Here is a 12,444-nt window from a genome sequence, read left to right as displayed (position 1 = left end):
TGCTGGCAAGAAGTCCAACTGGAAGAAGGCCTACATCACTTTGAAGGCCGGTCAGTCCATCGCTGAGTTCGAAGGAGTATAATCATGGGTCTGAAGTCTTATCGCCCGCTTACCCCGACGCTTCGTTACAAGCAGATTGGTGACCGCAAGGAAATCACTGCTGATAAGCCGTTCAAGGCTCTTACCCAGGGCATCAAGCGTAGCTCTGGCCGTAACAACGCCGGTGAAATCACCTCCCGCCGTCGCGGTGGTGGTCACAAGAAGTTGTATCGTCTCATCGATTTCAAGCGTCAGTCCGCTGGTATCTCCTGCACTGTCGAAACAATCGAATACGATCCGAACCGTACCGCACGTATCGCTCTCGTTAAGTTCGAAAACGGTAAGCGTGCTTACATCATCGCTCCGGCTGGCATCAAGGTCGGCGATGTCCTGAACTCTGGTGAAGGCGCAGAATTCCGCGTCGGTAACGCATTGCCGATTCGCGAAATCCCGCTGAACACCATTATCCACAACATCGAAATGAAGCCGGGCAAGGGTGCTCAGATTGCTCGTTCCGCTGGTGCCGGTGCAGAACTGGTTGCTAAGGACGGCAAGCTCTGCCAGGTTCGTCTCCCGAGTGGCGAAGTTCGCTACATCTCTGAAGACTGCCTCGCTACCGTTGGTCAGGTTTCCAATATCGATCACATGAATGAATCCTCTGGTTCCGCTGGCCGTTCTCGTTGGCTCGGTAAGCGTCCGGCCGTCCGTGGTGTCGTTATGAACCCGGTCGATCACCCCCTTGGTGGTGGTGAAGGTCGTACCTCTGGTGGTCGTCATCCCTGCTCTCCTTGGGGTAAGAACTCTAAGGGTGCTAAAACTCGTAACAATAAGCGTACCGATCGTTTCATCGTACGTCGTCGTCAGAAGAGGGCCTAATTCATGTCCAGATCCCTTAAGAAAGGTGCGTTCGTGGATTCCCACGTTCTCGTCAAAGCTCAGGCAATGGCTGGTTCCGACAAGAAGCAGGCCATCAAGACCTGGTCTCGTCGTTCTACCATCATTCCCGATATGGTCGGTCTCACTTTCTCCGTCTATAACGGCAAGCAGTTCATCCCGGTTTATGTTACCGAAAACATGGTCGGTCACAAGCTCGGTGAATTCTCTATGACCCGTACATTCAAGGGCCACCGTAAGACTGAAGCTGCTGGAGGCAAGAAATAATGCAAGCTGTCGCTAAAGTGAAAAACGTTCGCTACGGTGTTCGCAAGCTGCGTCGCGTTGTCGACCTGGTTCGCGGCAAGTCCGTTGCAGAAGCATTCGCAATGCTTTCCATCCTCCACACGCAGACCAAGGGCGCTCCCCTGGTAGAAAATGCTTTGAAGTCCGCTGTTGCTAACTTCAAGCAGAAGTCTGCCGCTCCGGTTGCCGCAGAAGAACTGGTCATCAAGACCATCACTGCTGACGGTGCAACCATCATGAAGCGCATCCATCCGCGTTCCCAGGGTCGTGCTTTCCGTATCGAAAAGCCGCTCTCTCACATCACAGTCGTTGTGGCCAACAAGGAGTAATTACAATGGGTCAGAAAACTCATCCGAATGGTCTTCGTCTTGGCGTTATCCGCGGCTGGGAATCCAAGTGGTATGCCGAAGACAAGTTTGCCGATCTTCTTTATGAAGACATCGTGCTCCGTCGCTACTTGATGAAGCGCTTCGAACATGCTTCCCTTTCCAAGGTTGGCATCGAACGTACCGTCAAGAAGGTGAATGTTAACCTCTTTACCGCTCGCCCGGGTATCGTTATCGGTCGAAAGGGCGAAGAATTGGAGAAGCTGAAGGGCGAACTCCAGTTCCTCACCGGAAAAGAAATCTATATTAACGTCCAGGAAATCAAGCGTCCCGAAGCCGATGCTAAGCTCGTTGCTGAAAACATCGCTCGCCAGCTCGAAAAGCGCATTTCCTTCCGTCGTGCTATGAAGCGCGCCATCCAGTCCGCTATGCGTATGGGTGTGGAAGGTATCAAGGTGCAGTGCGGCGGTCGCCTCGGTGGTGCCGAAATTGCCCGCGTTGAAAAGTATGCTGAAGGCCGCGTGCCTCTGCACACTCTTCGTGCAGACATTGATTACGCAACTTCTATCGCTAAGACCGTTTACGGTGCTATCGGTATCAAGGTGTGGATCATGCACGGTGAAAAGATTGGTAAGGACGTCATGTCCGATAACAAGAGAGAGAAGTAATATATGCTGAGTCCTAAAAGAACATTACATCGTAAGCAGATGAAAGGCCGCATGAAGGGCGTCGCCTCTCGCGGCAACTCCATCGCCTTCGGCGAATTCGGCATTCAGGCTCTCGAAAAGTGCTGGCTCACTGCTCGTCAGATTGAAGCTGCTCGTATCGCCATGACTCGTAAGATCAAGCGCGGTGGCCGCGTTTGGATCCGCGTCTTCCCCGACAAGCCGATTACTCGCCATCCTGCAGAAGCTCGTATGGGTAAGGGTAAGGGCGCTGTCGAATTCTGGGCAGCCGTAATCCTCCCGGGTCGCATCATTTTCGAAATGGGTGGTGTAGAACGCGAACTGGCACTGGAAGCTCTCCACGTGGCAGCTCAGAAGCTCCCCCTCAAGTGCAAAATCATCGAAGAATCGGAGATCTAATGAAGGCACGTGAATTAAAGGAACTGGGCGTTGACCAGCTCAAGGAAAAGCTGGCCCAGTTGAATCTCGATCTGTTCAATTACCGCATGGCTGCTAAGCTCGGTAACTTGGAAAAACCCTCTTTGATTCAGCTTACCCGCAAGGATATCGCTCGAATCAAGACCATCCTCACCGAAAAGGCCAAGGCTTAAGCCAGGCAGGAGCAGGAAATGGATAGAAACCTTCGTAAGGTTAAGCAGGGCGTTGTCTCTTCTGACAAGATGGATAAGACCATCACGGTTGTGGTTGAAAACCGCAAGCGTCACCCGATGTACAACAAAATCATGACTACTACTAAGAAGCTCAAGGCTCATGACGAAAACAATGAAGCCGAAGAAGGTGACCTGGTAGAAATCATGGAAACTCGTCCCCTCTCTGCAACTAAGCGCTGGCGCCTGGTTCGCATTGTGGAAAAGAAGAAATAATCTTTTTGGAGTAAGGCGAATATGATTCAAGAAGAAACCAGACTCGTCGTGGCCGATAACAGTGGTGCCAAGGAAGTCGCCTGCATCCGTGTTTTGGGTGGCACAAACCGTCGCTATGCAAGCATCGGTGATGTCATCAAGGTAGCCGTTAAAGACGCTATCCCCCAGAGCAAGGTGAAGAAGGGTTCCGTGGCAGACGCAGTAGTCGTCCGCACCCGTAAGGAAATCGCACGTCCGGATGGAACGCTTATCCGTTTCTCCGACAATGCAGTGGTTCTCATCAATAAGGAAGGTGAACCGCGTGGAACCCGTATTTTTGGACCGGTGGCTCGTGAGCTCCGCGACAAGAAGTACATGAAGATCATCTCCCTCGCACCTGAGGTTCTCTAATGGCTAACATTAAGAAAAATGATAACGTCAAGGTGATTTCCGGTGCCAACAAGGGCAAGACCGGCACCGTGATCAGTGTCAAGGGCGGCAAGGTGACCGTTAGCGGCGTCAACGTTTGCAAGCGTCACGAAAAGCCGAGCCAGACCAACCAGACTGGTGGCATCATTGAAAAGGAATTGCCGATCGACATTTCCAACGTGATGCTCCTCGAAGGCAACACTCCTGTTCGCACTCGCATCGTTCGTGAAGCCGGTAAGAAGGCTGTCCGCGTGAGTGTCAAAACCGGTAAGGCGGTATAACTATGAACCAGATGAAGCAATTCTATCTCGAAAAAGTCGTCCCGGCCTTGCAGCAGAAGTTTGCATACAAGAACGTGATGGAAATTCCCCGTCTCCAGAAGATCGTCGTCAACATGGGTGTTGGCGCAGCTGCTCAGAACCGCAAGATTCTTGACGAAGCTGCTGATACCCTGACCGCTATCACTGGTCAGAAGGCTGTAGTTACCAACGCTAAGAAGGCTATCGCTAACTTCCACCTCCGTGAAGGTATCGGTATCGGTGCTAAGGTAACTCTCCATGGTGACAACATGTGGGACTTCCTCTATCGCTTTATCAACATCAACCTCCCGCGTGTCCGTGACTTCCGTGGTCTCGCACGTCGTGGCTTTGATGGCATGGGTAACTTCACCCTGGGCATTAAGGAACAGACCATCTTCGTCGAAATCGACATCGACAAGATCTCTCGTACTTTCGGTATGGACATCTCCTTCGTTACCTCTGCAAAGACCGACGAAGAAGGCCGTGCACTGCTCGAAGAACTTGGACTCCCCTTCCGCAAGTAAGGTAATACCATGGCAAGCACAAGAATGATTGAAAAATGCAAGCGTACTCCGAAGTATACCGTTCGTGGGTACAACCGTTGCAAGCGTTGCGGTAGGCCGCACGCCTTTATGCGCCGCTTTGGCCTTTGCCGTATTTGCTTCCGCGAAATGGCACTCGCCGGCGAAATCCCCGGTATCACTAAGTCGTCTTGGTAAGGAGAGTATACTCATGGCAATGACAGATCCTATCGCCGATATGCTCACCCGTATCCGCAATGCCTCTACGGCAAAGCTCCCCGTGGTGGACATTCCTGCCAGCAACCTGAAGCGTGAAATCGCTCGCGTGTTGCAGGAAAAAGGTTTCATTAAGAAGTTCGTCGTAGTTGAAGACGGTAAGCAGGGCATCCTCAAGGTCCTCCTCCGCTACACTAACGGTGAATCCGCTATCCAGGGCATTCAGCGCGTTTCTACGCCGGGTCTTCGTCACTATGTTGACGCAGCTAAGCTCCCGCGTGTTCGCAATGGCCTCGGTTATGCTATCATCTCCACCTCTAAAGGCGTCATGACTGACCACGAAGCTCGCAAGGAAAATGTGGGCGGTGAAGTCATCGCAAAGGTTTGGTAAAGATGTCCCGTATCGGTAAAGCTATTATCAACATCCCGGCTGGCGTTAAAATCGCCGTCAATGGTCAGAACATCAAGGTCGAAGGCCCGAAGGGCAAGCTCGAAGTCGACGTTCACGAATTGATCAAGATCAATCTCGATGGCGACAAGCTCTCCTTCACTCGTCCGGATGACCAGAAGTTCTCTCGTGCAATTCATGGCACCACCCGTGCTCTCGTTGCTAACATGGTCGAAGGCGTGACCAAGGGTTTCCAGAAGACTCTCGAAATCGTTGGCGTTGGCTACCGTGTTGAACAGAAGGGCAAGGACCTCAACCTCGTTCTCGGTTTCTCTCATCCGGTTATCTACAAGGCACCGGAAGGCGTTGAACTGAAGGCTGTTGATCCGCTGAAGATCTCCATCTCCGGCATCGATAAGCAGAAGGTTGGCCAGGCTGCAGCAGAAATTCGCAAGTACCGTCGTCCTGAACCGTATAAGGGCAAGGGCATTAAGTACGAAGGCGAAATTGTCCGTCGCAAGCAGGGTAAGAAGACAGGTAAATAAGGGTAAATTATGACTGCAATTGCTAAAAAAAGAATCCAGTCCAGAATCGCACGCCATGAACGCGTACGCAAGTCTGTTGTCGGAACTGCAGAAAGCCCTCGTTTGGCTGTTCGCCGTTCTCTGTCTCACATGGTTGCCCAGATCATCGACGACGTCAACAACAAGTCTCTTGTTCAGCTCACCACTACTTCCAAGGAATTCCAGGCTAAGTATGGCGAAATGACCAAGTCCGAACAGAGCAAGCAGCTCGGTCTCTTGATTGCTGAAGTCGCAAAGTCCAAGGGCATTGAATCCGTGGTCTTCGACCGCGGCGGTTACATCTATCATGGTCGCGTTCAGGCCCTTGCAGAAGGTGCTCGTGAAGGCGGCTTGAAGTTCTAATACGAGGTACACTTTGGAACGCGAAGCTCAAGTTTCTGAATTTGAAGACAAGGTTGTACACATCAACCGTTGCGCCAAGACCGTTAAGGGCGGTCGTCGTATGTCTTTCTCCGCTCTCGTTGTCGTTGGCAACAAGAACGGCAAGATTGGTGTTGGTCTCGGTAAGGCTAAGGAAGTTTCCGAAGCTATCCGTAAGGGTACCGAAGCCGCTCAGCGCAACATCGTTGAAGTCCAGCTCCTGGACGGCACCATCCCGCACGACATCGAAGTCAAGAGCGGTGCAACTCGCATCCTTTTGATGCCGGCTGCTCCGGGTACCGGTGTTATCGCTGGTGCTGCTGCACGTGCAGTTCTCGAACTCGCTGGTGTGCGCAACATCCTCACTAAGATTCACGGTTCTTCCAACCCGAGCACTGTCGTACGCGCTTGCGTCGAAGGTCTCTTGGCTCAGAAGAACAAACAGGACTGCGCTGCACTGCGCGGTGCTAACGCCTAAGGGGTAATACAATGAAGAAAGTTCGTATTACTTTGATCAAGGGTACTGTCCGTCGTCTCCCGATGCACCGTGCAAACGTTGCTGCACTCGGCCTCCGCAAGATCGGACAATCTGTTGAACACAATCTGACCCCCTCCATCCAGGGCATGATCAATGCCGTGGCTGACATGGTCAAGGTCGAGGAGATCTAAGATGGAACTCAATACACTCAATCCTGGCAAGGCTAAGGTCGTTAAGCGCAAGCGTATCGGTCGTGGTCCGGGTTCCGGTTGGGGCACCACTGCTGGCCGTGGTCAGAAGGGTGCTGGCGCTCGTAAGAGTGCTAAGGCCGGTCGTGTCGCTTTCGAAGGCGGCCAGATGCCGATTCACCGCCGCATTCCGAAGCGCGGCTTCAAGCACGCTGGTCTCGAATACCAGATCGTTAACTTGAAGAAGCTCGCTTCTGCAAGCGCAACCGAATTCGACGCTAAGGTCATGTTCGACCTCGGCATGGTTCGCAATGTTGAAGAACCCATCAAGGTTCTCGCATTCGGTGCTGTCGATAAGGCTATCAATGTCAAGGTTAACGCTATCAGCGAAAAGGCTAAGAGCCTCATCGAAGCTGCTGGCGGCAAAGTCGAGATCATCTAATGGAAGCTCTCAAGAAAGCTATTGATGCGTTTGTCAATGCCTTCAAGATTGAAGACCTGCGTAAGAAGTTGCTTTTTACGCTTGGTCTTTTGATCGTTTATCGTATTGGCGCTCACATCACCATCCCCGGTGTGAATTCTGCAATCCTTGCTGAATTCTTCCGTAACTCGAATAATTTGTTCGGCTTGTACGACTCCTTCACTGGTGGTGCCTTTGCTAAGGCTACCGTGTTTGCCTTGGGTATCATGCCCTACATTAGCGCAAGCATTATTATCCAGTTGATGGGATCCGTTATTCCTGCCATCCAGACTTTGCAGAAGGAAGGCCAGGAAGGACGTGCTAAGTTGAACCAATATACCCGTTACTTTACAGTGGTTCTTTGCCTCTTGCAGGGATGGGGTATTTCCGTTTGGCTTTCCACATTAAAGGTAACCACGGCTACTGGTGCGAATGTCTCCGTCCTCGTCGACGACTTCTCTACTGGCGCCGGTGTCCTTGGTTTCCGCCTTTTGGCTACCCTGACCTTCACTGCTGGTACGGTCTTCGTGATGTACCTTGGCGAACAGATTACTTCGCACGGTGTGGGTAATGGTATTTCTCTTATCATCTTCGCCGGTATCGTCGGCGGTCTCCCAAGGGCCGTCCTTGCCGAAACAGAAATGTTTAGAGAAGGCATTCAGCCCCTCGCCATTGAAGTATTCATACTGGCAATGGTGGTCCTGATTGTTGGCTTTATCGTTTTTGTTGAGCAGGCGAACCGTCGCATTCCGCTCCAAAGTCCTCGTAGAACCGTCGGAAGTAAGGTTGTAGGTGGTCAGTCTAGCTATTTGCCCTTCAAGGTGAATACCGCTAACGTGATCCCTGTAATTTTCGCCAGCTGCATCATGTTCATTCCAGCAATGATTGCATCTTGGTTCCCGAACGTGTCCGCTATGCAGGCTTTTGCTGCTGCATTTATCCCCGGTCATGTGACCTATAGTGTGATAGATGCTCTCTTGATCATTTTCTTCACGTTCTTCTACACTGCAATTCAGTACAACCCGAATGATATTGCAGAAAACCTGAAGAGATCTGGAGCTTTTATCCCGGGAGTCCGCCCAGGTAAGCAGACAGCAGAATACATTGACCATGTTTTGACCAGAATTTCTCTGCCCGGTGCCCTTTATCTCGCTTTTATTAGCGTTGGTCCCTGGTATTTGAAAGACGCACTCAATATGAGTTTCTATATTGGGGGCACCTCGGTCTTGATCGTGGTTGGTGTTGCACTTGATACACTTCGTCAGCTCGAAGCTCAATTGCATACCAAGAATTATGAAGGTTTCTTGAAACGTGGCCGCATTCGCGGCAGGATGGCATCCTAGTGGCTAAAGAAGAAGGAATTCAAGTAGAAGGTGTTGTGTTGGAGGCTCTCCCCAACGCTTTCTTCCGCGTTCAACTCGGAAATGGTCACGAAATTCTGGCCCATGTTTCAGGAAAGATGCGTCGGCATTTCATTAGAATTTTGCCGGACGACAAAGTGTTGGTTGAGATTTCTCCCTACGACCTCAATCGTGGAAGAATCACATACCGTTACAAGTAATAGGTATTTTCAAAGAAGGTCAAACCTATGAAAATCAAAGCCTCCATCAAACCCAGATGTGAAAACTGCAAGATCATCCGTCGTAAGGGTGTATTGCGCATCATCTGTTCGAAGAACCCCCGTCACAAGCAGAAGCAGGGATAAGGAGATCGTATGGCACGTATCGCTGGTGTCGATTTGCCGAGAAACAAGACTGTTGAATACGGTCTGACGGCTATCTATGGTGTCGGTCTGTTCACCGCTAATAAGGTCTGTGCTCAGTTGGGCATTGACAAGAACAAGAAGTGTGACGACCTGACTGAAGAAGAACAGGGTAAGATCCGTCATCTCCTCGAAGATGAATACTCTGTGGAAGGTCAGCTTCGCGCAGAAGTTACCTTGAACATTAAGCGTTTGCAGGATATTGGCTGCTATCGTGGTTTGCGTCACCGCAAGGGCCTCCCGGTCCGCGGTCAGCGTTCCCGCACCAATGCCCGTACTCGTAAGGGCCCGAAGAAAACTGTGGCTAACAAGAAGAAGTAAGGAGTCTTATCGTGGCTGAAGAAGTAATTAATGAAACTGCTGCCGCTGTCGAAGCTCCGGCTGCTGAAGAAGTCAAGGTCAAGAAGGGCAAGAAGCGTATTGACGTTCAGGGCATTGCCTGCGTTTTCGCTTCCTTCAATAACACAATCGTTTCTATCACCGATGCTCGCGGTAACGTTGTAGCTTGGGGCTCTCCCGGTAACTCCGGTTTCAAGGGCTCTCGTAAGAGCACTCCGTTTGCTGCCCAGCTCGCTGCAGAAGTCGCTGCTCACAAGGCTTTCGACCTCGGTATGCGCAAGGTGGATGTCCGCGTCAAGGGTGCAGGTGGTGGTCGTGAATCCGCTGTCCGTGCTATCAAGAATGCGGGCCTCGAAGTTCTCTCTATTCGAGACGTGACGGGCGTTCCGCACAATGGTTGCCGTCCTAAAAAGAAGAGAAGAGTCTAATTAAAAGAGGTATCGCCAATGATGTGGAAATCACTTCAGATGCCGCGCAGCTTCCAGAAAGTTGAGACCGGCGAAGACGGCCGCTACGCAAAGTTTGTCGTAGAAGCCTTGGAACGTGGCTGGGGTATCACCCTCGGTAACGCACTCCGTCGCTCGCTCCTCTCCTCTCTGCAGGGCGCAGCTATTGTCTCCGTGAAAATTGAAGGCGTTGACAAGGAATTTTCTACTGTTCCGGGTGTCAAGGAAGATGTCACCGACATTATCCTGAATCTTAAGAGCATCCGCGTAAAGCTCCTGTCCGACCATGACGAAACCCTCCGCCTGGACATGTCCGGCGACGGCGAAGTCACTGCTAAGGACTTCATGGAAAATCCGAATGTCGCAATTCTGACACCGGACGTTCATATTGCAACTCTGAACGGAAACGCATCTTTGTCTCTGGAAGTCAAGATTTCCAGCGGCCGTGGCTATGTCACTGCTGACGAATTGAAGGACAAGGACGCTCCGATTGGAGTCATTGCTATGGACGCAAACTTCAACCCGGTGCAGAAAGTCGCTATGCACATCAGCGATACCCGCGTTGGCCAAAAGACGGACTACAACCGTTTGGAACTTGAGATTACTACTGACGGTTCCATCGATCCTGAAGACGCTCTTGCATACGCTGCAAAGCTCCTCATGGACCATCTGGAAATCTTCATCAACTTCGAAGGCGATCTCGAATCTCCTGAAGAACTTGAAATGGATGAAGAACGTCAGCGCATCGCCCAGCTCCTCCGCACCCGTGTGGACGACCTGGAACTCTCTGTTCGCTCCAGCAACTGCCTCCGTATGGCAAACATCCATACCGTTGGCGAACTTGTGCGTAACAAGGAAGGCGATATGCTCAAATACAAGAACTTCGGTCGCAAGTCCTTGGTTGAACTTAACGAAGTATTGACCTCCATGGGCCTCAGCTTTGGCATGGACGTCGATGACTACTTGAAGGATTAAACAATGAGACACGGTGTAAAAAACAAGAAACTCGGCGTTAACGCCCAGCACAAGCGTGCCATCCTCCGCGCTCTTGCCACTTCCATCATCGGTAAGGGCATGGAAGCCGAACAGGGCAACCGTTATGTGCGCACCACTCTCCACAAGGCCAAGCTCGTTCGCGGCTATGTGGATCGCATGATTACTTATGCAAAGAAGGGTGACCTTTCTGCACGTCGTGAAGCAGCTCGCTTCGTGATGGACCCGAAGGTTCTCCAGGATTTGTTCAACACTATCGGTCCTCGCTATGCTTCTCGTAACGGTGGTTATACCCGTATCCTGAAGCTCGGCCCGAACCGCGCTGGTGACGCTGCCGAAATGGCTCTCATCGGTCTCGTCGAAGACGAAATCGTTGTGAAGACCAAGAAGACTGCTGACGCTGCAAAGCCGGAAGCTGTCGACATGGTCGAAGGCGAAAGCAAGAACTAATCTGATGGGCGCTAGCGATAGCGCACCTCAAGGCGAAAGCTTTAAAAAGCTCGGTCGAAAGGCCGGGCTTTTTTGTTACGAGAAAAAGCAAAGGCCGGGCTTTTTTTGTTACGAGAAAAGCAAAGACCGTGGAAATGATTATCATCCTGCGCACCCCCGATTGATTTTTCCGCGTTTGTGCGATTAATCTCAAAAGTCCGTAATTCGTTGAATTTATTGCAGTTACGTGATTTTCCAAATCATTTTTTTGTATTTTTATAAAACAAGTTTTTGTATAGATGGTTTTTGATGCGACGTTTTATAACTGTACTTTTGGTGCTGTGTTCCTTGGTTCTTGCCGAAGACTCTCCGTTTGGCTCTCTGGCCAATACGAAGACCCCTGGGCTGGCAAACCGCAGCAACGTGACCATGACTCCCACGTATGCGGAAGAGCCTGTGGACTCCAGTTATGTGCTGGGCCCGGGTGATTTTCTTGATATCATGCTTGAACAGAATTACCTGACCGTTCAGGTGTACCCCGATGGTTCTGTGGCCATTGAGGAATGTGGCATGGTGAATGTTGGCGGCAAGACTCTTGCAGAAGCAAGGGAACTGATTCTTGAACTTGCCTCCAAGCGCTATAAGCGAGAACAGTGTTTCGTCCAGCTGGCTGCCCTCAAGAAATTCCGTGTGAATGCAATGGGTGCCGTGGGACAGATTGGTCAACACATGGTCGATGCCCAGACGAGACTCAGTTACTTTGTGCGTCAGATGGGTGGCACGGTTGCTCGTGCTAACACAGAAGACATCCAGGTCATTCGTGGCAAGGATACAATCCATGTGAACTATAGCGCCATGTCTGCAAACGGTAATTTTGAAGACGACATCATGTTGCAGCAGGGCGACAAGATCTATGTGCCCTATGTAGGACTGGGCGATAACATCTCCATGATTTTCCCTGGCTTTAAGACAAGCGTCGCCTACAAGGAAGGCCGTACTTTGCAGGAATACTACGAACTTGCCGGTGGTTCAAGACTTCATAGCTTTGGCTACAAGGCCGCCTGTGTTCGTGAACCAGGCAAGTCGCCCCGCTGGATTACTCTTTCCGAGATGAAGGAAACCACTGTTCTTCCCAATACCGAAGTTGAGTTCTCTGTGCAGGAAATGCTGGTGTATGTCGGTGGTGCAGTGAATGCCATTGGCCGTTACCCCTACGATCCGACTTGGCACGCCTTGGATTACGCCGCCGCCGCAGGTATCAACCCCATGACTGGTACTTGGAATCAGATCAAGGTTTGGCGTGGCGAATCCCCGGATGCATTGTCCTTGAATGTTACCCAGGACCAGATCCTGCCCGGTGACTACATTGAAATTCCCAGGAGTCATTACGAATCCTTTAAGGATGTCACGTTGTTCCTGGCCTCCCTTTTGACGATTGTTTCGTCTGCCCTCATCGTTTACGTTAACTTTAAGTAGCTCT

The 12,444-nt window shown here is 51.2% G+C and carries 24 protein-coding genes and 1 pseudogene; all 25 read left to right on the top strand.

Annotated elements, in window-relative coordinates:
• Window positions 1-84: 84 nt before the first annotated feature.
• The 25 genes and pseudogenes from rplB to MJZ25_11925 all read left to right on the top strand — a co-directional run bounded on the left by rplB (window position 85) and on the right by MJZ25_11925 (window position 12,440).
• Entirely contained in the window at window positions 85-915 is an 831-nt protein-coding gene (gene rplB / locus MJZ25_12045; GenBank protein MCQ2124904.1) for a 50S ribosomal protein L2, read from the top strand.
• Between the two features lie 3 nt (window positions 916-918).
• The gene (gene rpsS, locus MJZ25_12040) at window positions 919-1,200 is read left to right on the top strand and encodes a 30S ribosomal protein S19 (protein MCQ2124903.1); all 282 of its coding nucleotides are present in this window, start codon (window positions 919-921) and stop codon (window positions 1,198-1,200) included.
• On the top strand, window positions 1,200-1,547 hold the full coding sequence (gene rplV, locus MJZ25_12035; protein MCQ2124902.1) for a 50S ribosomal protein L22: 348 nt from the start codon (window positions 1,200-1,202) through the stop codon (window positions 1,545-1,547). Before rpsS ends, rplV begins: the two co-directional genes overlap by 1 nt.
• A 5-nt stretch (window positions 1,548-1,552) precedes the next feature.
• Window positions 1,553-2,212: a 30S ribosomal protein S3 gene (gene rpsC / locus MJZ25_12030; GenBank protein MCQ2124901.1), complete on the top strand. Its 660-nt coding sequence runs from the start codon at window positions 1,553-1,555 to the stop codon at window positions 2,210-2,212.
• A gap of 3 nt (window positions 2,213-2,215) precedes the next feature.
• Window positions 2,216-2,629: a 50S ribosomal protein L16 gene (gene rplP / locus MJZ25_12025; protein ID MCQ2124900.1), complete on the top strand. Its 414-nt coding sequence runs from the start codon at window positions 2,216-2,218 to the stop codon at window positions 2,627-2,629.
• Complete coding sequence (gene rpmC / locus MJZ25_12020; GenBank protein ID MCQ2124899.1) at window positions 2,629-2,820, top strand: 50S ribosomal protein L29; 192 nt, start codon at window positions 2,629-2,631, stop codon at window positions 2,818-2,820. Before rplP ends, rpmC begins: the two co-directional genes overlap by 1 nt.
• 18 nt (window positions 2,821-2,838) lie before the next feature.
• Window positions 2,839-3,093, top strand: coding sequence for a 30S ribosomal protein S17 (gene rpsQ / locus MJZ25_12015; GenBank protein ID MCQ2124898.1), 255 nt, complete (start codon window positions 2,839-2,841; stop codon window positions 3,091-3,093).
• Between the two features lie 21 nt (window positions 3,094-3,114).
• Complete coding sequence (gene rplN, locus MJZ25_12010; GenBank protein MCQ2124897.1) at window positions 3,115-3,483, top strand: 50S ribosomal protein L14; 369 nt, start codon at window positions 3,115-3,117, stop codon at window positions 3,481-3,483.
• Window positions 3,483-3,782, top strand: coding sequence for a 50S ribosomal protein L24 (gene rplX, locus MJZ25_12005; protein MCQ2124896.1), 300 nt, complete (start codon window positions 3,483-3,485; stop codon window positions 3,780-3,782). Before rplN ends, rplX begins: the two co-directional genes overlap by 1 nt.
• 2 nt (window positions 3,783-3,784) lie before the next feature.
• Window positions 3,785-4,324, top strand: coding sequence for a 50S ribosomal protein L5 (gene rplE, locus MJZ25_12000; protein ID MCQ2124895.1), 540 nt, complete (start codon window positions 3,785-3,787; stop codon window positions 4,322-4,324).
• A gap of 9 nt (window positions 4,325-4,333) precedes the next feature.
• The gene (locus MJZ25_11995) at window positions 4,334-4,519 is read left to right on the top strand and encodes a type Z 30S ribosomal protein S14 (GenBank protein ID MCQ2124894.1); all 186 of its coding nucleotides are present in this window, start codon (window positions 4,334-4,336) and stop codon (window positions 4,517-4,519) included.
• A gap of 13 nt (window positions 4,520-4,532) precedes the next feature.
• The gene (rpsH, locus tag MJZ25_11990) at window positions 4,533-4,928 is read left to right on the top strand and encodes a 30S ribosomal protein S8 (GenBank protein ID MCQ2124893.1); all 396 of its coding nucleotides are present in this window, start codon (window positions 4,533-4,535) and stop codon (window positions 4,926-4,928) included.
• Window positions 4,929-4,930: 2 nt separating this feature from the next.
• Window positions 4,931-5,470, top strand: a complete 540-nt coding sequence (gene rplF, locus MJZ25_11985) for a 50S ribosomal protein L6 (protein ID MCQ2124892.1) — start codon at window positions 4,931-4,933, stop codon at window positions 5,468-5,470.
• 6 nt (window positions 5,471-5,476) lie between these two features.
• Window positions 5,477-5,851: a 50S ribosomal protein L18 gene (rplR, locus tag MJZ25_11980; protein ID MCQ2124891.1), complete on the top strand. Its 375-nt coding sequence runs from the start codon at window positions 5,477-5,479 to the stop codon at window positions 5,849-5,851.
• A gap of 13 nt (window positions 5,852-5,864) precedes the next feature.
• Window positions 5,865-6,347, top strand: coding sequence for a 30S ribosomal protein S5 (rpsE, locus tag MJZ25_11975; protein ID MCQ2124890.1), 483 nt, complete (start codon window positions 5,865-5,867; stop codon window positions 6,345-6,347).
• Window positions 6,348-6,358: 11 nt separating this feature from the next.
• On the top strand, window positions 6,359-6,538 hold the full coding sequence (gene rpmD, locus MJZ25_11970) for a 50S ribosomal protein L30 (GenBank protein MCQ2124889.1): 180 nt from the start codon (window positions 6,359-6,361) through the stop codon (window positions 6,536-6,538).
• Window position 6,539: 1 nt separating this feature from the next.
• Entirely contained in the window at window positions 6,540-6,977 is a 438-nt protein-coding gene (rplO, locus tag MJZ25_11965) for a 50S ribosomal protein L15 (protein ID MCQ2124888.1), read from the top strand.
• Window positions 6,977-8,338 carry a preprotein translocase subunit SecY gene (secY, locus tag MJZ25_11960; protein MCQ2124887.1) on the top strand — a complete coding sequence of 454 codons (1,362 nt, stop codon included), beginning with the start codon at window positions 6,977-6,979 and terminating at the stop codon, window positions 8,336-8,338. Before rplO ends, secY begins: the two co-directional genes overlap by 1 nt.
• Window positions 8,338-8,556 (top strand): translation initiation factor IF-1, encoded by a 219-nt coding sequence (gene infA / locus MJZ25_11955; protein ID MCQ2124886.1) that lies wholly within the window; start codon window positions 8,338-8,340, stop codon window positions 8,554-8,556. The genes secY and infA overlap by 1 nt, the downstream gene beginning before the upstream one ends.
• Before the next feature lie 27 nt (window positions 8,557-8,583).
• Window positions 8,584-8,700 (top strand): 50S ribosomal protein L36, encoded by a 117-nt coding sequence (gene rpmJ / locus MJZ25_11950; GenBank protein MCQ2124885.1) that lies wholly within the window; start codon window positions 8,584-8,586, stop codon window positions 8,698-8,700.
• A 9-nt stretch (window positions 8,701-8,709) separates the two neighbouring features.
• A complete protein-coding gene (gene rpsM, locus MJZ25_11945; protein MCQ2124884.1) occupies window positions 8,710-9,078 on the top strand; it encodes a 30S ribosomal protein S13 in 369 nt (122 codons plus the stop codon).
• A gap of 98 nt (window positions 9,079-9,176) precedes the next feature.
• Complete coding sequence (rpsK, locus tag MJZ25_11940) at window positions 9,177-9,524, top strand: 30S ribosomal protein S11 (protein MCQ2124883.1); 348 nt, start codon at window positions 9,177-9,179, stop codon at window positions 9,522-9,524.
• 18 nt (window positions 9,525-9,542) lie between these two features.
• Window positions 9,543-10,517, top strand: a complete 975-nt coding sequence (locus tag MJZ25_11935; GenBank protein MCQ2124882.1) for a DNA-directed RNA polymerase subunit alpha — start codon at window positions 9,543-9,545, stop codon at window positions 10,515-10,517.
• A 3-nt stretch (window positions 10,518-10,520) separates the two neighbouring features.
• Window positions 10,521-10,895: pseudogene (gene rplQ, locus MJZ25_11930) on the top strand (50S ribosomal protein L17).
• Between the two features lie 378 nt (window positions 10,896-11,273).
• Window positions 11,274-12,440, top strand: a complete 1,167-nt coding sequence (locus tag MJZ25_11925) for a polysaccharide biosynthesis/export family protein (protein ID MCQ2124881.1) — start codon at window positions 11,274-11,276, stop codon at window positions 12,438-12,440.
• The last annotated feature ends 4 nt before the right edge of the window (window positions 12,441-12,444 follow it).

The sequence above is a fragment of the Fibrobacter sp. genome (genome assembly GCA_024399065.1).
Classification (GTDB): Bacteria; Fibrobacterota; Fibrobacteria; order Fibrobacterales; family Fibrobacteraceae; genus Fibrobacter.
Note: the sequence above shows the minus strand (reverse complement) of the source record. Positions and strands in the feature narration are given on the sequence as shown.

What these genes read in the sequence shown, in the direction of transcription:
- rplB (MCQ2124904.1), top strand. Translation starts at nt 85, where the DNA reads ATGGGTCTGAAGTCTTATCGCCCGCTTACCCCGACGCTTCGTTACAAG.
- rpsS (MCQ2124903.1), top strand. Translation starts at nt 919, where the DNA reads ATGTCCAGATCCCTTAAGAAAGGTGCGTTCGTGGATTCCCACGTTCTC.
- rplV (MCQ2124902.1), top strand. Translation starts at nt 1,200, where the DNA reads ATGCAAGCTGTCGCTAAAGTGAAAAACGTTCGCTACGGTGTTCGCAAG.
- rpsC (MCQ2124901.1), top strand. Translation starts at nt 1,553, where the DNA reads ATGGGTCAGAAAACTCATCCGAATGGTCTTCGTCTTGGCGTTATCCGC.
- rplP (MCQ2124900.1), top strand. Translation starts at nt 2,216, where the DNA reads ATGCTGAGTCCTAAAAGAACATTACATCGTAAGCAGATGAAAGGCCGC.
- rpmC (MCQ2124899.1), top strand. Translation starts at nt 2,629, where the DNA reads ATGAAGGCACGTGAATTAAAGGAACTGGGCGTTGACCAGCTCAAGGAA.
- rpsQ (MCQ2124898.1), top strand. Translation starts at nt 2,839, where the DNA reads ATGGATAGAAACCTTCGTAAGGTTAAGCAGGGCGTTGTCTCTTCTGAC.
- rplN (MCQ2124897.1), top strand. Translation starts at nt 3,115, where the DNA reads ATGATTCAAGAAGAAACCAGACTCGTCGTGGCCGATAACAGTGGTGCC.
- rplX (MCQ2124896.1), top strand. Translation starts at nt 3,483, where the DNA reads ATGGCTAACATTAAGAAAAATGATAACGTCAAGGTGATTTCCGGTGCC.
- rplE (MCQ2124895.1), top strand. Translation starts at nt 3,785, where the DNA reads ATGAACCAGATGAAGCAATTCTATCTCGAAAAAGTCGTCCCGGCCTTG.
- MJZ25_11995 (MCQ2124894.1), top strand. Translation starts at nt 4,334, where the DNA reads ATGGCAAGCACAAGAATGATTGAAAAATGCAAGCGTACTCCGAAGTAT.
- rpsH (MCQ2124893.1), top strand. Translation starts at nt 4,533, where the DNA reads ATGGCAATGACAGATCCTATCGCCGATATGCTCACCCGTATCCGCAAT.
- rplF (MCQ2124892.1), top strand. Translation starts at nt 4,931, where the DNA reads ATGTCCCGTATCGGTAAAGCTATTATCAACATCCCGGCTGGCGTTAAA.
- rpmD (MCQ2124889.1), top strand. Translation starts at nt 6,359, where the DNA reads ATGAAGAAAGTTCGTATTACTTTGATCAAGGGTACTGTCCGTCGTCTC.
- rplO (MCQ2124888.1), top strand. Translation starts at nt 6,540, where the DNA reads ATGGAACTCAATACACTCAATCCTGGCAAGGCTAAGGTCGTTAAGCGC.
- secY (MCQ2124887.1), top strand. Translation starts at nt 6,977, where the DNA reads ATGGAAGCTCTCAAGAAAGCTATTGATGCGTTTGTCAATGCCTTCAAG.
- rpmJ (MCQ2124885.1), top strand. Translation starts at nt 8,584, where the DNA reads ATGAAAATCAAAGCCTCCATCAAACCCAGATGTGAAAACTGCAAGATC.
- rpsM (MCQ2124884.1), top strand. Translation starts at nt 8,710, where the DNA reads ATGGCACGTATCGCTGGTGTCGATTTGCCGAGAAACAAGACTGTTGAA.
- MJZ25_11935 (MCQ2124882.1), top strand. Translation starts at nt 9,543, where the DNA reads ATGATGTGGAAATCACTTCAGATGCCGCGCAGCTTCCAGAAAGTTGAG.
- MJZ25_11925 (MCQ2124881.1), top strand. Translation starts at nt 11,274, where the DNA reads ATGCGACGTTTTATAACTGTACTTTTGGTGCTGTGTTCCTTGGTTCTT.